Origin of the sequence: Cellulomonas sp., from assembly GCF_035634735.1 — a bacterium.
GTDB lineage: Bacteria > Actinomycetota > Actinomycetes > Actinomycetales > Cellulomonadaceae > Cellulomonas.
Genome location: NZ_DASQCJ010000181.1, coordinates 1 through 19,083 on the forward strand (window position 1 = coordinate 1; position 19,083 = coordinate 19,083).

The window sequence follows — 19,083 nt, forward strand, 5'->3', positions numbered from 1 at the left end:
CGCCCCCGCGGGGCTCGACCCCGTGGTCGCGCGCATCATCGGCGCCGCGGGCGCGCTGCCCGCGCACCGGTACGCCGGCGACCTCGTCACGCTCGCCGAGCTGCGGGTCGTCGCCGAGGCCGGGCTGGGCGACGCCGACGCACTGCTGCTGCCGACGACCACGCACCACCCGACGCTGGCCGACGTCGCCGCGGAGCCGGTGGCGGTGAACTCCCGGCTCGGGACGTACACCAACTTCTGCAACCTGTTCGGGTACGCGGCCGTGGCCGTGCCCGTCGACGCCGGGGTGCCCGGCGAGCGGGTGGGTGTCTCGGTGCTGACCCGCGGGGGCGCGGACGGCGCGGCGCTGGACCTGGCGGGCCGACTGCTGGCCGCCGCCGGGCCCGGGGCGTGGGAGGTGCTGGACGGCGCGCCGTCGGGGCCGGGGGCCGACGGGGCGGCGGCGGCCGGGGCGCTGGCGGCGGGGGTGGCGGGCGCGCGCGGTCCCGTCGCGGTGCCCGCGTGACCGTCGGCACCGCCGGGACGGGCGTCGCGGGCGGTGCGGGGGGCGCGGTCTCGTCCCCCGCGCCGCCCCCCGCGCCGCCGGGCGCCGCCGGGCCGCGCGCCCGGGGGCCGCGGCTCTGGCCGATGGCGACCGGGACGTTCGCGATCGGGTTCGGCTCCTACGTCATGGCCGGGCTGGTGCCGAGCGTGTCCGCCGAGCTCGGCGTCTCGGTCAGCCAGGTCGGCACGCTGGTCAGCGTCTACGGCTTCACGTACGCGATCTCGACGCCGCTGCTGACGCTGGTCGTGGGGCGGGTGCCGCGGCGGCTGCTCATGGCGGTGGCGCTGGGGCTGTTCGCGCTGGCCACCGGCGGCACCGCGTTCGCCACGACCTACGAGCAGGTGGCCGTCCTGCGCGGGCTGTCGGCGGTCGCGGCCGGCGGGTTCACGCCGACGGCCACGGTGCTCGCGGCCCGGCTGGCCCCGCCCGGGCGCCGCGGCCGGGCCGTGGCGACGGTGTTCGGCGGGCTGACGACGGCGACCGTGCTCGGCGCCCCGGCGGGCAACCTGCTGGGCCCGGCGCTCGGCTACCGCGGGGTCTACGCGGTGGTCGGCGGCCTGGCGCTCATCGCCCTGGCGAGCGTCCTGGCGCTGGTCCGCGTCCCGCGCGCCGCCGCCGTGGACGCCGAGATCGGTGCCTCGGGCCGAGATCGGTCCGTCGACGCACCGATCTCGGGTGGAACGACCGACCTCGGCGCGCCGGGGGGTGCCGGCGCCGCGCTGCCCGGGCTGGTCGCCGTGGTCCTGCTCGTCTCGATGCTGGAGACCGCGTCGGCGCTGATGGTGCAGACGTACTCGTCGCCGCTGCTCACCGACCTCGGCGGCCTGACCGGGGCCCTGCTCAGCGCGGTGCTGCTGGCGTACGGCGTGGCGGGCGTCGCGGGCAACGTCGTCGGCGGCCGGCTCGCGGACCGGTTCGGCGCCGCGCGCAGCATCGTCCTCGCGCTGGCGACGTCGGTGGTGGCGCTGCTGCTGCTCACCCCCGCGACGGCGACCGCGTGGACCGCGCTCGCCGTGTTCGCGCTCTGGGGGTTCGCCGCGTGGGCGATGAACTCGCCGCTGCAGAACGTCCTGCTCACGCTGGCGGGCCGGCACGGTCAGCTCGTGGTGGCGCTGAACTCGTCGATCATCTCGCTCGGCACCGGCCTGGGGGCCCTGGTGGGCGGCTGGGTCGTGGCCGGCCCGGGCTACGCGGTGCTCGGCGCCGCGGCGGCGGGGGTCATGGTCGTGGCGGTCGTCCTCGTCGCGGCCCTGTCCCGCCGCCCCGCGGTCGCGGCGGTCTGACCGCTCGCCCACCCGACCCCGGCCCGGGCCCGGGCCCGGTTCGTCGCAGGAGTGGAGACGAGTGGAGCGTTCTGCCCGACACGCGCCGGCGTGTCGGGCAGAACGCTCCACCCGGTGGTGTCCGCCCTGGGGGTCAGCCCTGGGGGTCAGCCGGCGAGCGCGTGCCGCAGGTCCGGCTCCAGGTAGATCACCCGCGCGATCGGCACCGCCGCCCGCACCCGCTGCTCCGCCGCGTCGATCGCCTCCGCGACGTCCGCCGCGCTCGACGCCGCCGGCACCTCGATCTTGGCCGCGACCAGCAGCTCCTCCGGCCCCAGGTGCAGCGTGCGCAGGTGGATCACCGACGGCACGCCCGGCCCGACCAGCGCGGCCCGGATGGCGTCGACGTCCTTGCGGCTGGCCGACTCGCCCAGCAGCAGGCTCTTCGTCTCCATGGCGAGCACGATCGCGATCAGCACGAGCAGGACGCCGATCGCGGCGGACCCGATCGCGTCCCAGCGCCCGTCGTCCGTCACGAGCGTCATGGACACGCCGAACAGCGCGAGCACCAGACCGATCAGCGCGCCGAAGTCCTCGAGCAGCACGACCGGCAGCTCGGGCGCCTTGGCGGTGCGGATGTACGACACCCAGCTCTGGTCGCCGCGGGTGTGGTTCGCCTCCTTGATCGCCGTGCGGAAGGAGAAGCCCTCCATGACGATCGCCGCGAGCAGGACCGCGATCGGCACCCACTGCCAGGACTCGATCGGGTGGGGGTCGGCGAACTTGTGCCACGCCTCGTACAGCGCGAACAGGCCGCCCAGGCTAAACAGCACGATGGACACGATGAACGCGTACATGTAGCGCTCGCGCCCGTAGCCGAACGGGTGCTGCTCGTCAGCCGCCCGCCGAGCGCGCTTGCCGCCGAGCAGCAGCAGCACCTGGTTGCCCGAGTCCGCGACCGAGTGCACCGACTCCGCCAGCATCGAGCTCGACTGCGTGAGCAGGAACGCGATGAACTTCGTCACCGCGATGCCCAGGTTCGCGGACAGCGCGGCGATGATCGCCTTGTTCCCGCCTCCGTGTGCCATGCCGGTCCCTCCGCTGGTCAGCGCACGGGCGACCGAGGTCCCCCGAGGCCGCCGCGCGGTGGCCCGAGCGGAGATGCTAGACCGGGCGGGCCTCGTCGGCGAGGAGGACGGGGATGCCGTCGCGGACCGGGTACGCCAGCGGGCGGTCCGGGTCCGTCGACACGAGCTCGGGCTGGCCGCCCGGGCCGACGCCGTCGACCAGGGTCGCGCCGGTCACGGGGCAGCGCAGCAGCTCCCGCACCCAGGGGGCGAGGCCGGTGGTGCCCACGGGCTCGGCGGCGCTCACGCGGCACCGTCCTGGCGGACGAGGGCGAGCACGTCGTCGCGGACCTTCTCCATGATGTCCTCGTCGGCGGCCTCGACGTTGAGCCGCAGCAGCGGCTCGGTGTTCGACGCGCGGAGGTTGAACCACCACTGCGGGTGGCCGTCCCAGTGCGACACGGTCAGGCCGTCGAGCTCGTCGACCGTGACCGGGCCCGCGCCCTGCTGCTCGACGTACGCCTCGACGACCCGCGCGCGGGCCGCGGCGACGTCGGCGACGCGGGAGTTGATCTCCCCCGAGGCGACGTACGGCTGGTACTGCTCGGCGAGCGCCGACAGCGGGTGCGGCTGGCCGCCGAGCGCGGCGAGCACGTGCAGCGCCGCGAGCATGCCGGTGTCCGCGAAGAAGAAGTCGCGGAAGTAGTAGTGCGCCGAGTGCTCGCCGCCGAACACCGCGTCCGACTCCGCCATCTGCGCCTTGATGAACGAGTGGCCCACCCGGGTGCGGACGGCCTTCGCACCGGCCGCGGTCACCAGGTCGGGCACGACCATCGAGGTGATGAGGTTGTGGATCACGGTGGGCGTGCGGCCCTCCGCCTTCTCCCGCTCGATCTCGCGCAGGCCGACGAGGGCCGTGATCGCGGACGGGCTGACCGGGTCGCCGTTCTCGTCGACGACGAAGCAGCGGTCGGCGTCGCCGTCGAACGCGAGGCCGAGGTCCGCGCCGTGCTCCACGACCGCCTTCTGCAGGTCGCGCAGGTTCTCCGGCTCCAGCGGGTTCGCCTCGTGGTTCGGGAACGTCCCGTCCAGCTCGAAGTACAGCGGCACGACCTCGAGCGGCAGCTCGGGCAGGCCCGCGCCGGTGCCGAGCACGGCCGGCGCGGTGAACCCGCCCATGCCGTTGCCGGCGTCCACGACGACCTTGAGCGGGCGGATGCCGGACAGGTCGACCAGGCCGCGCAGGAACGACGCGTAGTCCCCGAGCAGGTCCTGCTCCGTGACCTCGCCGGTCGCGGCGCCCTCGGCCGGGGTCGGCACGCCGTCGCGCAGGTACTCGGCGGCGAGGTCGCGCACCCGGGACAGGCCCGAGTCCTGGCCGACGGGGCGGGCGCCCGCGCGGCAGAGCTTGATCCCGTTGTACTCGGCGGGGTTGTGGCTCGCCGTGAACATGGCGCCCGGGATGCCGAGCTTGCCCGACGCGAAGTACAGGCCGTCGGTCGAGCACAGCCCGATCGTGATGACGTCGACGCCGCGCGCGGCCAGCCCCGCGGCGAACGCGCCGACCAGCTCCGGCCCGGACGGCCGCATGTCGTTGCCGATGACCACGCGCGGGCGGGCACCGTCCGCGGCCTCGGGCAGGACGACGACGTCGGCGAAGGCCGCGCCGATCGCGCGGGCGACGTCGGCGTTCAGCTGGTCCGGGACCGTGCCCCGGACGTCGTACGCCTTGATCAGGCCGGTCAGGTCGGGCAGCGCGGAGGTCTCGGGCACGGCGTCACGGTATCCCATCGGGGTGTCGTCACGCGGTGCGACCAGGGGTGCTGCCCTCCACCCGGACGGGTGCCGGGTCAGCCCCGGCTGGACCGCCGCACGACCTCGTCCCGGCTCAGCGACGTCCCGTCGCCGTCCAGCGGGAACCAGGCCCGGTGCTCGCACTCGTGGCAGGACACGAACGTCACGTCGGTCCCGTCGGCCAGCGCGAGGTGCAGCCGGGTGAGCCGGGTCGAGCCGCAGGCCTCGCAGACCTCGGTGCCGGGCGCGTGCTCCTGGCCGGCCTGGCTCAGGGAGCCCAGCGGCGTCGGCTCGGGCTCCCCCCGGCGACCCTTGCGGCGCGCTCCGCCGCCGCCCCCTGCACCGGCCATCGCGGGCTAGCCCTCCTCGCCGCGCAGCACGCGGAGGTGCCCGCGGCGGCGTTCGGTGTCGAGCTCGGCGGCCGGCGGCAGCCCGTCGGGCACGGCGGCGGCGTGCCGCGGTGCCGGCCGGCCGGCCTCGCGGACGGCGTCGGCGAGGGCGAGCAGGTCGTCGTGGCTCGGGCCGGTCTCGACGAACTCGGGCGTCAGCCGGACGACCTCCCAGCCGCGGGGGGCCGTGAGGCGCGACGCGTGCTCGGCGCACAGGTCGTAGGAGTGCGGCTCGGCGAGGTTGGCGAGCGGGCCGAGCACGGCCGTCGAGTCGGCGTACACGTACGTCAGGGTCGCGACCGCCGGACGACCGCACGCGGTGCGGGAGCACTGGCGGACGGGTCTCACGGGGTAGAACCTACCGCCGCCTGCGGCGCGAGCGTGCGCGCGACCCGCCTTCTCACCCGGATACAGTGCCGTGGTGGCACCCCGTCGGCACGTCCCCGCCGCTCCCGGCACCCCCGGGGGACCCGTCCCCCGCGTCGGCGCGGTCCGGCGCCGGGACCGCCGCGGCCGCGGCATCCGCGGCCCGCTGCTCCCGGCGACGCTGCCGGCGCACCGCACGCGCGCCGAGCGGTTCGACGACCTGGTGCTCGACTCGGTGGAGCGCCTGGAGGTCCGCTGGGGGAAGTACCTCGACGGGGTCGAGTTCGCCGTCGAGGACGTGCCGCCGTCCGACCCCGCCCCGTGGGAGTCCGGCGGCGTGCCGCTCGGCCGGTCGTTCCCCTCCCAGCCCGGGCTGCCGCCGCGGATCGTGGTGTACCGGCGGCCGGTGGAGTCCCGCGCGGTCGACGCGGACGAGCTCGCGGACGTCGTGCACGAGGTGGTCGTCGAGCAGGTCGCGCACCTGCTCGGCCGGTCGCCCGAGGAGGTCGACCCGGAGCTCGGGGACGGGCGGTAGCCTGACCCGGCCATGACGACCAGCCCCGAGCCGCGCCGCGCCCCCGCCACCCCCGACCCGGAGCCGTCCGGGGACCGCCCCGCCGTCCGGGTCGTGACGATCGTCTACAACCCGGGCCCGGAGCTGACCGACTTCACCCGGTCGCTGGCGACGGCGACGACCGCGCCGGTCGAGCTGGTGCTGGTCGACAACGGCGCGGACCCCGAGGTCGCGGACCGGGTCGCCGCCGAGGCGGGCGGCCGCGTCGTCCGCACGGGCGAGAACCTCGGCTACGGCGGCGGCGCGAACGCCGGCGCCCGCGGCGCGACGCAGCCGTTCCTCGTCGTGGCGAACCCGGACGTGGTCTGGGAGCCCGGCTCGCTCGACGCCCTGCTCGACGCGGCGGAGCGGAACCCGACGGCCGGCGCGCTCGGGCCGGCCCTGCTCAACGAGGACGGCACGGTCTACCCGTCGGCGCGCGAGCTGCCGTCGCTCACCCAGGGCGCCGGCCACGCCGTGCTCGGCAGGGTGTGGCCGGGCAATCCCTGGACCCGCGCGTACCAGCGCCGCCAGGAGACGGTCGGCGCGGAGCGGGTCGCGGGCTGGCTGTCCGGGGCGTGCCTGCTGCTGCGCCGCGACGCGTTCGAGGCGGTCGGCGGGTTCGACGACGACTACTTCATGTTCTTCGAGGACGTGGACCTGGGCGAGCGCCTGGCGCTGGCGGGCCGGCCGAACCTCTACGTGCCGTCCGCGCGGGTGACCCACGTCGGCGGGGTGTCGTGGAAGGCGAAGCCGGCCGCGATGATCTCGGCGCACCACCGGTCCGCGGAGCGGTACCTGCACCGGCGGTACCACCGGTGGTACCACTGGCCGGTCCGGGTGGCGGTGTCCGCCGGGCTGAAGGGCCGCGAGGTCGTGGAGCTGCGCCGGGCGCGCTGAGCGCCCCGCCGGTCCGTCCCGGCGCCCGGTCCGTCCCGGCGCTCAGTCCAGCCCGACCCGCGAGCCCTCGCGCACCTGGGCCCGGGTGACGGCCTCGGCGTCGGTCACCGGCGACAGCACGGAGAGCAGCGTGCCGCTCGCGTGGGCGACCGAGGACGACAGCGCCCAGGCGAGGTCGACGGTGTCGTCGTCCGGCGCCACCACCTCGATGCCCACCACGCGGGTGCCGAGGTCCTTGAAGCCGTACGGCACGGTCGACCCGACCGGCACGTCGACCTCCCGCTCGGCGAGCAGGCCGGCGGTGCCGTAGGCGCGCAGGGTGACGGTGACCGCGGGGCCCTGCGGCGCGGCGTCCGCCTCCGGGTCGGGCCGCTGGCCCTCGGTGGGCTCGGGGCTCGGCGACGCGGACGCCGTGGCGCTCGGCTCCCGGTCCGCCGCGGCGTCGCCGTCGTCGCCGGTCGGCAACGCGGTCAGCACCAGCGTCCCGGTCGTGCCCGCGGGCACGGCCACGAGGCCGCCGCCCGGCGTGGCGGCCGCGGCCCACGCGCGCTCGAGGCGGGGGCCCTCGTCGAGCTCGCCGGCCTTCCCCTCGCGGGCGATCATCGCACCGGCGACGACGGCCTCCGTCGACTCGACCACGGCGGTGTAGCTGCCGGCGGCGAGCCCGCCCAGCGACACGTCGGTGACCTCGCCCGCCGGGAGGTCGAGCTCCTGGGCGCCGGGCAGCGCGACGTCGCCGTCGGGGCCCAGCAGCCGGACGGAGACGGTCGCGCCCTCGTCGCCGGGCACGAGCAGCCGCAGCGCGCCGGCGTCCGGGGCGTCCACCTCGGTCGCGACGACGGAGATGCCCGGGACCACCTGGGTCGTGGCGGGGCCGGTGCCCGCGGTGACGAGGTCGGTGCCGCGCGGGGTGAAGCCGTCGAGCTGCGAGTCCTGCAGGTAGGCGGAGACCTGGCCGCCCGCGGCGGTCACCCGCGCCGTGATCCGGCGCTGCTCGGCGGCCACGCCCGGCAGCGACACCACGCGCTCCGCGCCCGGCGCGACCAGGAACGTGCCGCCGTTGGCGAGGTCGACCGGGCCGGACGGGCCCCAGACCTCGACGGTGACGTCCGCGGGCGTGGCGCCGGGGTTCACGACCACGAGGTCGGCGGTGCTCTCGATCTCGGTGCTGCCGCCGACCAGCCAGACGTCGGCGGACGGGCGCGCGCAGGACGCGGCGGACAGGCCGCGCAGGTCGCCGTCCGTGACGACCGAGGACGTGGCGCCGGCCACCCGCGCGGGCTCCCCGGCCACGGGCTCGGCGCGCAGCACGGTCGCGGCGCCCGGCGACGACACGGTGCCCGCCCCGTCCGCGAGCGCGACCGGGTCCTCGCCGAGCACGGTCAGCGAGGCGGTGGCGGAGGTCGCCGTGTCGAACCCGGTGACCCGCTCCACGGGCGCGACCGGCACCCGGTCGAACGCCGAGTCCCCGGACAGCGCGTCGTCCGGCAGCTGGAGCGGACCCGGGCAGACCAGGGTCGCCGCCGCCGGCGCGACGTCGACCGTCGCGGCGGGCACCGGGTCGGCCTCGCTGGGCGGCGCCGCGACCGCGAGCGCGACCACGCCGCCCGTCAGGCCGAGCACGAGCACCCCGGAGAGCAGGCGCGCGGCGCGCCCGGTCCGGCGCGGGCGCGCGGCGGCGGTCGGGTCCGTCATGTCATCGCCTCCCAGCCCGACGGCGCCGGACGGGCAGGGCGAGCAGCAGGGCCAGCAGCCCCACCGCGCCCTGCGCGACCGTCCACGCCGTCCGGTCGGGCGCGGTGTGCGTGACGACCAGCCGGCCGCCCTCCGCCCCGACCTCGAACGTCTGCCGCCAGCCGTCGGTCACCGCGCGCAGCGGCCGGCCGTCGAGCGTGGCGCGCCAGCCGGCGTCGGCGCGCTCCGCCAGCACGAGCAGCCGCCCGGCGTCGCCCGCCCCGATCTCGGCGTCCACCCGCGCCACGACCCCGGGCACGGCCGGCACCGCGACGGCGTCGGCGGACGCGAGGCCGGCCGCGTCCTGCGCCGCGCGGGCGTCCGGCACCAGGCGGGCCCAGGCGGTCACCACGGCGGGCACGGCGGCGGCGCCGTCGTCCGACGACCCGGCGGCCTCCTCGCCGACCGCGCCGCCCGAGGGCTGCACGCGCCAGATGACCCCGGAGTCGCCCTCGGTGATCCGCTCGAGGCCGGGCGTGGCGTCGAGGCGCCCGATGAGCGCGGTGCGCGCCTGCGCGCGGGTGAGGTCGTCCTCGGCGGCGGGCAGCGGCGGCACCAGCACGTCCGCGACGGCCAGCGCGGCGAGGTCGGCCGCCACGTCCGTGCTCGACCCGGCGGCCAGCGTGCCGACGACGGCCTGCACCTCGGCGTCGGCGTCGTCCGGCTCTGCCGCCGCGAGGTCGGTCAGCGCGCCGCCGAGGCCGGCGGTGCGGGCGGCCGCGGCGGACTCGAGCACCTGCGGGCCGTCGCCGCGGAGCAGCTGCCAGTCGACAGCGCCGGTCGCGGCGGACGCGACCCCCGCCGGGCCCGCGGCGGACGGGGCGAGCGCGAGCACCCGCGGGGCGTCCTCCGACTGCTGGGTCTGCCGGCCGATCGCCGGCACGACCGCGCGGTCCATCGTGGTCAGGTCAGCCGCGGCGCCGTCGCGCGCCTGCCACGCCCAGCCGCCCCAGGCGGCGAGCGGGAGGACGACGACGACGGCGGTCACCACGGCGGCGGTCAGCTGCCGCCAGCCGAACGACGCCCGGTCCAGCCAGGCGCGCGTCCCGCGGGTGCCGAGCACCGCGGCGGCCAGCAGCCCGGCCATCGCGAGCGAGACGCCGGAGCCGGCCCAGCCGACCACGACGGTGCCGTCGTCCTCGCCGACCGCCACCCGGCCCGCGACCAGCGCGGCGGCCAGCCCGACGGCCGCGACGAACCAGCCCAGGCGGACCGCGCGGGCGACCGGGGCGCCCCGGAGCAGGGCGATCAGCGCGAGCAGCAGCACGGCGCCGCCGGTCGCGACCGGCCACCAGGTGGCGACCGCCCCGGGCACCCAGCCGGGCAGCCAGGACGGCACCAGGGCGGTGCCGTCGACCGGCACGCCGAGCAGCGTCGCGACCGGGGAGGCCGGGTCGGAGGCCAGCGGCGCGCCCGGGTCGGCGAGCAGCAGGCGCACGCCGTCGAGGCCGCGGGACGCCGCCTCGGCCAGCAGCGGGCCGAGCAGCACCAGGGCCGGCACCGCGGCCAGCACGACGCGCAGCCGGCGGCCCCGCGGGGCGCAGGCGGCGACCGCCAGCAGGAGCAGGACGCCGGGCAGCAGCAGCACGGGGGCGCCCGCGGCCACCACGGCGAGGGCGAGGGAGGCGGCGGCGGCCGCGGCGATCGAGCCCGCCGGGCGGCCGGGCGCGGCGGGGAGGTCGTCGGCGTGGGCGTCGGGGTGCGTCGCGCCGGGCTCGGGGGTGCGGTCGGCGGGCGCGTCGCCGGCGGTCGCGGGGACGTCGCGGTCGCCGGCGGCGTCCGGCGCGCCGGGGCCGTCCGTGCCGCGCGACCGGCCGGCGTCGTCGTCCCGCGCGCCCGCCGCCGCGTCGGCCGCAGCCGCGTCGTCGGCCGCACCCGCCGTGTCGTCGCCCGCACCCGCCGCGTCCTCGCCCGCACCCGCGTCGTCAGCCGTGCCCGCGTCACCGTCCGCCGGGACCCGCGCCGTCACGACCTCGGTCGCCCCGGTCGCCGCCGGCACCGCACGGGTGCCGCGCACCGGCGTCACGTCGCTGGCCTCGTCCCGGTCGCGATCAGTGGTCGGCTCGCCCCCGGCAGCGGCGGAGGCCGAGCCCGTCGACGGCCCGTCGCCGGCCTCGTCGGCGCTGCCGCCCGCGACCGCGGGCGTCGCGCCGGTCACCACGGGCGTCGCGCCGGTCACCGCGGGCGTCGCGCCGGTCACCGCGGGCGTCGCGCCGGTCACCGCGGGCGTCGCGCCGGTGACCACCGGCGTCGCGCCCGTCGTGCCCTCCGCCGCGCGCTCCTCGCGCCCGGCGGCCCGGCGCCCCCGCCGGCGCGCCGGCTCGCCCGCGCGCGCCCACGCCTCGGGGTCGGGCCACTCCTGCGCGCCCGGGTCCCGCCCCGGCACCCCGGCGCCGTCCTCGGCGCGGGCGGCGGTGGCGACCCCGGACAGCACGACGTCGACCTGCTGCGCCCCGACGGCGCGCGCCAGCGCGAGCGCGAGCCACGGCAGCGCCACGTGCACCAGCACGGCGCCGGCGCGCCCCTGGCCCGCGGCGAGCAGCAGGCTCGGCAGCGCGGCCCACACCACCGCGGCCCAGACCCGCACGCCCACGGACCGGGTGGCGGCGCCCGCGGCGAACCAGGCGCCGAGCCCCGACAGCAGCACCGAGCCGAGCACGAGCACGGCGAGCGCCACGCCGAGGCTGCCGCCGGCGAGCGCGGTGCCGGGCAGCAGGGCCGTGACCAGCGCGTCGGCGGGCCCGGGCGAGCCGAGGCCCCCGGACACCCAGCCGCTGGTGGCGGCGGCCCAGACGTCGCCCAGCCCGGACGACGCCGCGAGCAGCGCGCCCCCGACCAGCGACTCCCCGGACAGCGCGCCGAGCACCAGCGGCCCGAACGCGGCGGCCGTCACGACGACGAGGGCGACCGCGACCACCGCGAGCCCCGCCCGGCGGCGCACGGCCAGCGCGGCGAGCTCGCGCAGCTCCAGCTCGCTGGGCGCGCGGACGACGCGCCGGGCCTCGGCGCGGGTGAGCCGTCGGTCGCGCCACTGCCGCCACACGGTGCGGCCGTCGGCCTGCAGCGGCCGCAGGGTGCGGCGCGGCACGGCCCGGGTGCGGCGGGCCTGGGCCCGGCCGCGGGCGACGGCCGCGGGCCGGCCGAGGGCGCGCAGCGGCGCCGCCAGCTCGGCGGCGGCGAGCCCCGGCTCCTTGGTCGCGATCCGGACGAGCACCCGCACCAGGCCGGCGAGCACGGCCATGACGGCGACGAACGGCAGCAGCGGCAGCGGCGCCCAGACCAGGCGCTGGTGCAGCAGAGCGGCCCGGCGGGCGGCGTACGACCGCCGCGGGTCGGCGCCGTCCGGCTCTCCGTCCGCGTCCAGGTCGACGATCGAGGCCGGGTCCGTGCCGGGGTCGCGCAGGCCGTGGTACGCCGCCTGCGCGTGCCGGACGACCGCCGAGGGCACCACGAGCACCCGGTGCCCGGCCAGGCGCGCGCGCCGGCACAGGTCGAGGCCGTCGCCGAACGGGCCGAGCGCCGGGTCGGTCCCCCGCAGCTCGGTCCAGACGTCCCGCCGCACGAGCGCGCCGACCAGGCCGACGCCGAGCACGTCCTCGCGCCCGTCGTGCTGGCCCTGGTCGACCTCGCCGGGCTCCATGTCGGTCATGCGCCGCCCCGACCGGGAGGTGCGGACGCCGACCTCCAGCAGCCGGGCGGGCGCGGTCCAGGTGCGCTGCTTCACGCCCGCGACGCCGACGGACGGCGCGGCCTGCACGGCGCGCACCAGCTCGGCCAGCGCGGCCGGGTCCGGGGCGGCGTCGTCGTGCAGCAGCCACAGCCAGCGGGAGCCGCCGCCGGGCAGGTCGTCCTCGGCCGCGACCGCGGCGCGCACGGCGTCGCCGAAGGTGCGCGCGCCGGGGGCGGTCAGCAGCGTGGTGCTGCCCGCGGGCAGCCCGGCCTCCCGCAGCACGGCGGCGAGGCCGGGGTCGGGCCGGTCGCCCGCGTCCACCAGCAGCACCCGGGCGGGCGCGCGGGTCTGGGCCGCGAGCGCGCGGAGCGTCGTCGCGACGAAGGGGGTGACGCCGCGGGCGACGACCACCGCCGTCGCGGGTGCGGCGGCGGGCAGGGAGCCCGTGGCGGGCGCGCCGGGGTGCAGCGTGGACGCGGTCACGACGTCAGGCGCCCCGGCGGGCGCGATCAGACCACACGCCGCTTGAGCTTGCGGCGCTCACGCTCGGACAGGCCGCCCCAGATGCCGAACCGCTCGTCGTTGGCGAGCGCGTACTCGAGGCACTCCGCCCGGACCTCGCAGCCGGTGCAGACCTTCTTCGCCTCGCGGGTCGAGCCGCCCTTCTCGGGGAAGAACGCCTCGGGGTCCGTCTGGGCGCACAGGGCGCGCTCCTGCCAGCCCATGATGCCGTCGTCCTCGGGCGTGCCGAAGAGCGGCAGCACGGGCGCGACCGCCTCGGGCTGGGTCGTGCGCGCCTCGGACGGGAAGGGTCCCTCGTCGTCGAGCAGACTCCACATGTGTGCCTCCCCCGTCGTGCTCGTGTCGATGGTCCGCCGGGCGTCCGCAGTCACCCGCGTGCCACCCGTTCCAGGGAATTACACGCGTGTCGTTCCGCGTAGTCAAGCGGAAGACTGGTACTGAAGCGCTTACCGGGCGATATGTCCGGATCCCCTTTATCACGGGCACCTAGGCTGCTCGCGTGACCCCCTCGACGCCCCGCCCCGCCGCCTCCGTCGCCGACGTCCTGTCCGCCCTGCTCAGCGAGCCGGGGCGCCCCCGGCTGACCTGGTACGGGCCCGCGGGCGAGCGGATCGAGCTGTCCGGCGCGGTGCTGGACAACTGGGTGAGCAAGACCACCAACCTGCTCGTCGAGGAGCTCGACGCCGGACCCGGGACCCGCGTGCTGCTGGACCTGCCGCCGCACTGGCGGACCGTCGTGTGGGCGCTAGCGGCGTGGCGGGTCGGCGCGACCGTGGCCACCGACGCGCACGCGGCCCGGTCGACCGCCGACGTGGTGGTCTCCGACCGCCCGGCGGCGCTCGACCTGCCCCGCGGCGCCGGGGTCGTCGCGGTGGCGCTGCCCGCCCTGGCCCGCCGGTTCGACGGCGACCTGCCCGCCGGCGCGCTGGACGCCGCGCAGTCGGTGATGACGTACGGCGACGTCGTCGGCTGGGCCCCGGCCGTGGAGGCCGCGGAGCCGGCGCTGGAGGTCGGCGCGACGCCGGTGCCGCACGCGGGCCTGGTCGCCGCGGCGGCGGGGGCGGCGCCGGTCGAGCCCGGGTCCCGCGCGCTGCTGCCGGTGGCCGACGAGCGCGCCGCCACGGCGTCCGTGCTGCTCACCGCGCTGGGCGTGCTGGCGGGCGGCGGGTCGGTCGTGCTGCTGCGCCCCGAGCCCGGGGACGCCGCCGACCGCGCGGAGCGGATCGCGGCGTCCGAGCGGGTCACCGCCCGCCTCTGACCCGGCCCGGTCGGCGCGCCCACCGGGCTCCGGCTGGTGAGGTCGTCACACCGGCGCGAGGTCGGCGGAAACGAGTGACGACCTCGCCGCGATGTGACGACCTCGTCGACTGGGCCGCGACCGGACCGCCCCCGCCCGGCGCCCGGCATCGACCCCGGGGCGCTCAACCCGCCGGCGCGACCGTCCCGTCGTCCTGCACCAGCCCGACCCAGACCTCGCTCCACGTGGCGTCGACGGTGCGCGGCACACCCGTCAGCGTCCGCCCCAGCGTGGTCGACGACGTCCCCCCGACCGGCGCGGCCGGCGGCGTTGTCCACGCGTAGCTGCCCGGGTCGAAGCTGAGCGCCGCCACCGGCCCGCCGCCCCACGCCGCGCGCACCGCCGCGAGGTCGGCCGTCGTCGGGGGCGTCACGAACTCGACCACCTCGACGTCGCACAGCACCCGCAGCGTCGCGAGGTACCGGAACGGGCTGGAGTGCGTCCAGACCACGCGGTCCACGGCCAGCTCGTCGAGCTCGTCGCACACGGCGTGCGCCTGGGTCGCCCGGCCGGACAGCTCGACGACCGCCGCGCCGGGACGCCAGGTGCTCAGCGGGAACGCGACGACGGCGAGCGCGAGCCCGCCCGCGGCGACCCGCCGCGCGACGCCCCACGGCCCCGAGTGGAACCGGGTGGAGCGTTCTGCCCGACTCGCCGGGGCGTGTCGGGCAGAACGCTCCACCCGAGGCCATCCGCCCGGCCACCGCCCCGGCCCCCACCGACCCGCCAGCGCCGCGAGCGCCACCGTCCCCGCCAGCAGCAGCCCCGGCAGCGTCGCCGGCAGCAGCCGCCGCACCGCCCAGATCTGGTCTGGCGTGATGCTGATCCGCACCAGCGGGAACACGGCCGCCACGCCGAGCACCGCGACCAGCAGCGCCGACGCCGGGTCCCTCCCGGCCACCGCCCGGCGCGCGAGCACCGCCAGGCCGGCGAACCCCAGCACCACCGCCGGCACGCCCAGGTACCAGCCGACCCAGGCGAGCGTGCGCTCGTCGTAGGACCGCGCGGCGTCGAGCGGCTCCCCGGCCGCGGCCTGCAGCACCTGCACCGCGTAGCCGTACCCGGAGGCGGGGTCGGTGAACCGTCCCTCCCACCACAGCGGCCGGGACGCGAGCACGACGCCGAGCAGCAGGGCCGCGCCCGCCGCGCACCGGCCGAGCACGGCGCGGCGGCGGTGCAGCCCCCGGCGGAGCCACCCGAGCCAGCCGCCGGGCAGCACGAGCACGACTACCGCCGCGACCAGCAGCAGCGCCGTCGCCGCGAGCAGCGAGGTGAGCTGCGAGGAGTGCTCCCGCACGTACTCCGGGCTCAGCCGCAGCACGTCGACCATGCCGAGCGCGACCATCGCCGCCCCCGACCCGATCGCCGCGAGCGCCCCCCGCACGGCAGCGCGCCGGTCCCGCCGGCCGAGCGGCGACGCCCCGACCAGCAGGTAGCCGAGCGCGAGCCCGACCACGGCCACGGCCCCGTCGATCCGCGCCGCGCCGACCGCGCCGACCAGCGCACCCGCCAGCACGTGCGGCCCCACCCGGGACCCCGCCGCGTCGCCCTGCCGCCGCCACGCCCCCTGCGCCACCACGAGCCCCGCGCACAGCAGCGCGATCGTCAGCGGCTCGGTGTACGCGGCCCGGGTGAACGTGAGCATCGGCAGGCTCAGCGCGAGCGCCGCGGTCGGCACCAGCGCCCAGAGCGGCCCGGCGAACGCGCGCGCGACCGCGAACACCGCGAGCAGCGCGACCAGCCCGATCACCAGGTTGCCGGCCAGCACCGCGCGCTCGCCGCCCAGCCAGCCCTGCACGGCGAGCAGCGCGGGCAGCATCGAGTTGCCCTGCGCGTACAGGTGCCCGTCCTGCAGCCACCACGCCTCGGTGCCGGCCGACGCCCCGGCCACGGCCGCGTCGACCGCCGCCGCCCCGCCCACCGGCACCGGCGCCGACGGGTGCCCGGCGAGCCACAGGCCCTTGAGCGTGAGGAAGCCCGGGTCGCGGTTCACCACCACGTACTCGGCGACGTACCGGAGGTTCACCAGCAGCCAGCCCGCCCCGAGGACCAGGACGCCCGCGACCGCGGCGAGCCCCGCGCCGGTCGGCCGCGGCGCGCGCGGCACCCAGCGCCACGTCGCCACCGCGAGCGCCGCGGCCAGCGGCAGCACCACCACCGGCCGGAACGCGCCCAGCAGGACCCCGAGCAGCGCGGCGAGCCCCAGGCAGCCGAGCAGCACCGGCGCCCGGTCCGGCACGGCGAGCAGCCCGCGGGCGAGCAGGTCCCGCGCCGCCGGCGCCGGGCGCGCCGGCGCGTCCGGCGCGACCGCGGTCACGCGCGCCCCGGCAGCCCCAGCACCGCCGACTCCCGCGGGTAGGGCAGCGAGGGCACCCACCCCCGGTACCGGCGCACGACCAGCCCGGACGCGGCGACCGCCGCCGCGTACCGCGGCCGCTGGCTGTCGTCCAGCAGCACCAGGCCGCCGGGCGCGAGCCGCCGCGCCGCGGCCTCCAGGCACGCCCCGCGCGCCCGCCCGTCGACCACCACCAGGTCCAGGTCGCCGTCGACGGCGTCGATCGCGCGGACGTACGCCGCGTAGTCCAGCCCGGCCTCCCCGCGCCGCCCGGACGGCACGACCGGCCCGCCCGCCGCGGCCGACCGCTCCGGCCCCACCTCGACCAGCGCCAGCCGGTCGGCGACGCCCGCGTCGCGCGCGAGGTCCCGCACCAGCGCGGCGAACCCCGGGTGGTGCTCGACGCTGGTGACCCGCGCGGCCCGCCGGGCGAGCCAGACGGACGACGCGCCCGACCCGTACTCGAACACCCGCGCCCGCCCGCCGAGCGCGTCCAGGTGCGCGGCCACCCGCGCCGCGGCGCCGTAGGTCCACCACGGGACGTCCAGCCGGACCAGCTCCGCGGCGTCGTGGATCGCGAACAGCGACCGGGCGTGCGCCGCCGCTCCCCCGGGCCGGTCCGCGGCGCGCCGGTCCAGCGCGGCCAGCACGCCGGACGCCTCGGCGGCGCGGCGCCCCCCGCGCCACAGGCCCACGTAGGCGGAGCGGGCCGGCGAGGACGGTGCGGGCACGGCGGGGCCTTCCTGTCGGGGTGCGAGGCCCGAGCGTATCCGCCGGGCGCGGCGGCTACGCTCGCGGGGTGCGGGGCCGGGTGCGACGTCGGGTGCTGGACGCCGCGTTCCTGGTCGTGGCGCTGGCCGGGCTCGGCTGGACGCTCGCCTCGCAGGCCGGCGCGCTGCGGTCGGCCTGGCACCGGCTGGACGCGGGCGACGTGCTCGCCGCGGCGGGCTGGGCGGCGCTCGGGCTGGTGGCCCAGCTGGTCTCCTGGCGGGCGCTGCTCGCCTCGGCCGGCCCGGTGCCCTCGTTCGTCGACAGCGCGGACGTCTACTTCCGCGCGCAGCTCGGCAAGTACGTGCCCGGCGGCGTGTGGACCGTCGTCGGCCAGGCCCGGTTCGGCGGCGCGCACGGCGTGTCCCGCACCCGCGGCACCGTGGTGGCGCTCGGCGCGCTGGCGGTGCTGCTGGTCGTCGGCGGCGCGGTCGCGGTCGCGGGGCTGCTCGCGGGCTCGCCCGGGGCGGTCGCGCGCTGGTCGTGGCTGCTCCCCCTCGTCGCGCTCGGCGCCGCCTGCCTGGCGCCGCCGGTGCTCGACCGGCTGCTCGCGCTGGGCCTGCGCGTGCTGCGCCGCCCCGGCGACGCCGTCACGGTGCACGGCGGCCAGGTGGCCCGCTCGGCCGCCGCGGCGCTGGCGATGTGGGTCGCGTTCGGCCTGCACGCGACTGCACTCGTCGCGGCGCTCCGCCCGGTGACCGCCGCCGACGCGCTGCTCGCGACCGGCGCGTTCGCGCTCGCCTGGGTGGTCGGGCTGCTGGTCGTCGTCGCGCCCGCCGGGGCCGGCGCCCGGGAGGCCGCGCTGGTCGTCGCGCTGGGCCCGCTGCTCGACCGCCCGGACGCCCTGCTGGTCGCGCTGGTGAGCCGGGTGCTCATGGCCGTGCTGGACGCGGCGGCCGCGGGCGTCGCGGCCGGGGCCGCCGGCGCGGTCAGGCGCCGCGGCGCCCGTCGTACTGCAGGCGCTTGATCCGCTCCAGCTGCTCCTCCAGCAGCACGCGGTTGGTCCGCAGCAGGTCCGACAGCACCCCGAGCGCGACCGACAGCAGGCAGGCCACCGCCATGATCGCCCCGAAGATCAGCGACTGGACGTTGCCCGCCTGCCCGTTCGCCAGCCACAGCACCAGGAACCGCACCATCGGCACCAGCGCGAGCACCCCGAACACGGCCGCCAGCGTCGCGAACACCACGTACGGCTTGAACATGAGGTACGAGCGCACGATCGCCGACGCCGACCGCGCCATGTGGTGGAACACGTTCCGGAACAGCCGGGACGGGCGGGTCCGCGGGTTGGTCACCACCGGGATGCTGACGATCCGCAGCCGCTTGTGGCCGGCCTGGATGATCGTCTCCATCGCGTAGGAGAACTCGGTGACCACGTTGAGCCGCATCAGCGCGGACCGGGAGTAGGCCCGGAACCCGCTCGCGGCGTCGGGCAGCCGGGTGTCGGCGGCGCCGTTCACCACCGCGCTGCCGACCCGCTGCATCCGCTTCTTGAACGGGGAGAACTCGGCGATGGTCGCGGTCTGCCGGTCGGCGATCACCACGTCGGCGACCCCGTCGAGGATCGGCCGGACCAGGTCGCCGATCCGGTCCTGCGGGTACTGGTTGTCCCCGTCGGTGTTCACCACGACGTCCGCGCCGTGCGCCAGCGCCCAGTCGACGCCGTCCCGGAACGACCGGGCCAGCCCCATCGTCCGGGTGTGCCGGACCACCGCCGCGCCGTGCGCGCGGGCCACCTCCGCGGTGCGGTCGGACGACCCGTCGTCGACCACGACGACGGCGATCTCGTCGACGCCCTCGATCCGGTCCGGGATCGAGCCCAGCACGGTCGCCAGGGTCTGCTCCTCGTCGAGGCAGGGGACCTGCACGACGACCTTCATGC

Annotated in this window: 16 protein-coding genes and 1 pseudogene; 6 read left to right on the forward strand and 11 right to left on the reverse strand. The window is 78.5% G+C overall.

Annotated features, from left to right (window positions below; translation table 11 throughout):
* Positions 1–505 (forward strand): annotated as a pseudogene (locus VER05_RS14880) (allophanate hydrolase); the annotation flags it as partial.
* A gap of 122 nt (positions 506–627) precedes the next feature.
* A complete protein-coding gene (locus VER05_RS14885; RefSeq protein ID WP_324846117.1) occupies positions 628–1,827 on the forward strand; it encodes an MFS transporter in 1,200 nt (399 codons plus the stop codon).
* Between the two features lie 146 nt (positions 1,828–1,973).
* On the opposite strand, the gene VER05_RS14890 is transcribed toward VER05_RS14885, so the two are convergent.
* The 5 genes from VER05_RS14890 to VER05_RS14910 form a co-directional block, all read right to left on the reverse strand.
* Positions 1,974–2,894, reverse strand: a complete 921-nt coding sequence (locus tag VER05_RS14890; protein ID WP_324846118.1) for a cation diffusion facilitator family transporter — start codon at positions 2,892–2,894, stop codon at positions 1,974–1,976.
* A gap of 76 nt (positions 2,895–2,970) precedes the next feature.
* Entirely contained in the window at positions 2,971–3,180 is a 210-nt protein-coding gene (locus tag VER05_RS14895) for a Trm112 family protein (protein ID WP_205693691.1), read from the reverse strand.
* The gene (locus VER05_RS14900) at positions 3,177–4,664 is read right to left on the reverse strand and encodes a phosphomannomutase/phosphoglucomutase (RefSeq protein WP_414647634.1); all 1,488 of its coding nucleotides are present in this window, start codon (positions 4,662–4,664) and stop codon (positions 3,177–3,179) included. The genes VER05_RS14895 and VER05_RS14900 overlap by 4 nt, the downstream gene beginning before the upstream one ends.
* A gap of 59 nt (positions 4,665–4,723) precedes the next feature.
* Positions 4,724–5,017 (reverse strand): hypothetical protein, encoded by a 294-nt coding sequence (locus tag VER05_RS14905; protein ID WP_324846120.1) that lies wholly within the window; start codon positions 5,015–5,017, stop codon positions 4,724–4,726.
* A 6-nt stretch (positions 5,018–5,023) separates the two neighbouring features.
* Positions 5,024–5,404, reverse strand: coding sequence for a DUF3499 domain-containing protein (locus tag VER05_RS14910; protein ID WP_147794069.1), 381 nt, complete (start codon positions 5,402–5,404; stop codon positions 5,024–5,026).
* Positions 5,405–5,477: 73 nt separating this feature from the next.
* Between VER05_RS14910 and VER05_RS14915 the strand changes: the two genes are divergently transcribed.
* Entirely contained in the window at positions 5,478–5,957 is a 480-nt protein-coding gene (locus VER05_RS14915; protein ID WP_324846121.1) for a metallopeptidase family protein, read from the forward strand.
* 12 nt (positions 5,958–5,969) lie between these two features.
* Positions 5,970–6,875, forward strand: coding sequence for a glycosyltransferase family 2 protein (locus tag VER05_RS14920; RefSeq protein WP_324846122.1), 906 nt, complete (start codon positions 5,970–5,972; stop codon positions 6,873–6,875).
* A 42-nt stretch (positions 6,876–6,917) separates the two neighbouring features.
* Here VER05_RS14920 and VER05_RS14925 read toward each other — a convergent pair whose 3' ends face one another.
* Genes VER05_RS14925 through VER05_RS14935 form a run of 3 tightly spaced genes read right to left on the reverse strand, consistent with a single transcriptional unit; the run spans position 6,918 to position 13,118 of the window.
* The gene (locus tag VER05_RS14925; protein ID WP_324846123.1) at positions 6,918–8,570 is read right to left on the reverse strand and encodes a DUF5719 family protein; all 1,653 of its coding nucleotides are present in this window, start codon (positions 8,568–8,570) and stop codon (positions 6,918–6,920) included.
* A gap of 1 nt (position 8,571) precedes the next feature.
* Positions 8,572–12,762: a glycosyltransferase gene (locus VER05_RS14930; protein ID WP_324846124.1), complete on the reverse strand. Its 4,191-nt coding sequence runs from the start codon at positions 12,760–12,762 to the stop codon at positions 8,572–8,574.
* A gap of 26 nt (positions 12,763–12,788) precedes the next feature.
* Positions 12,789–13,118, reverse strand: coding sequence for a WhiB family transcriptional regulator (locus VER05_RS14935; protein ID WP_277344637.1), 330 nt, complete (start codon positions 13,116–13,118; stop codon positions 12,789–12,791).
* Between the two features lie 182 nt (positions 13,119–13,300).
* Here VER05_RS14935 and VER05_RS14940 point away from each other — a divergent pair, with 182 nt between their 5' ends.
* Positions 13,301–14,059, forward strand: coding sequence for a TIGR03089 family protein (locus tag VER05_RS14940; RefSeq protein ID WP_324846126.1), 759 nt, complete (start codon positions 13,301–13,303; stop codon positions 14,057–14,059).
* A 163-nt stretch (positions 14,060–14,222) separates the two neighbouring features.
* Here VER05_RS14940 and VER05_RS14945 read toward each other — a convergent pair whose 3' ends face one another.
* Both VER05_RS14945 and VER05_RS14950 read right to left on the reverse strand, forming a co-directional pair.
* On the reverse strand, positions 14,223–16,415 hold the full coding sequence (locus VER05_RS14945) for a hypothetical protein (protein WP_324846127.1): 2,193 nt from the start codon (positions 16,413–16,415) through the stop codon (positions 14,223–14,225).
* Positions 16,412–17,164, reverse strand: coding sequence for a class I SAM-dependent methyltransferase (locus tag VER05_RS14950; RefSeq protein WP_324846128.1), 753 nt, complete (start codon positions 17,162–17,164; stop codon positions 16,412–16,414). The genes VER05_RS14945 and VER05_RS14950 overlap by 4 nt, the downstream gene beginning before the upstream one ends.
* A gap of 68 nt (positions 17,165–17,232) precedes the next feature.
* Here VER05_RS14950 and VER05_RS14955 point away from each other — a divergent pair, with 68 nt between their 5' ends.
* Complete coding sequence (locus tag VER05_RS14955) at positions 17,233–18,168, forward strand: lysylphosphatidylglycerol synthase domain-containing protein (protein ID WP_324846129.1); 936 nt, start codon at positions 17,233–17,235, stop codon at positions 18,166–18,168.
* Here VER05_RS14955 and VER05_RS14960 read toward each other — a convergent pair.
* The gene (locus tag VER05_RS14960; RefSeq protein WP_324846130.1) at positions 18,131–19,081 is read right to left on the reverse strand and encodes a glycosyltransferase family 2 protein; all 951 of its coding nucleotides are present in this window, start codon (positions 19,079–19,081) and stop codon (positions 18,131–18,133) included. The two genes, VER05_RS14955 and VER05_RS14960, sit on opposite strands and share 38 nt — an antisense overlap.
* Positions 19,082–19,083: the final 2 nt, after the last annotated feature.

Coding starts and splice junctions, on each gene's coding strand:
- VER05_RS14885 (WP_324846117.1), top strand. CDS start 628: ATGGCGACCGGGACGTTCGCGATCGGGTTCGGCTCCTACGTCATGGCC.
- VER05_RS14890 (WP_324846118.1), bottom strand. CDS start 2,894: ATGGCACACGGAGGCGGGAACAAGGCGATCATCGCCGCGCTGTCCGCG.
- VER05_RS14900 (WP_414647634.1), bottom strand. CDS start 4,664: ATGGGATACCGTGACGCCGTGCCCGAGACCTCCGCGCTGCCCGACCTG.
- VER05_RS14905 (WP_324846120.1), bottom strand. CDS start 5,017: ATGGCCGGTGCAGGGGGCGGCGGCGGAGCGCGCCGCAAGGGTCGCCGG.
- VER05_RS14920 (WP_324846122.1), top strand. CDS start 5,970: ATGACGACCAGCCCCGAGCCGCGCCGCGCCCCCGCCACCCCCGACCCG.
- VER05_RS14925 (WP_324846123.1), bottom strand. CDS start 8,570: ATGACGGACCCGACCGCCGCCGCGCGCCCGCGCCGGACCGGGCGCGCC.
- VER05_RS14935 (WP_277344637.1), bottom strand. CDS start 13,118: ATGTGGAGTCTGCTCGACGACGAGGGACCCTTCCCGTCCGAGGCGCGC.
- VER05_RS14960 (WP_324846130.1), bottom strand. CDS start 19,081: ATGAAGGTCGTCGTGCAGGTCCCCTGCCTCGACGAGGAGCAGACCCTG.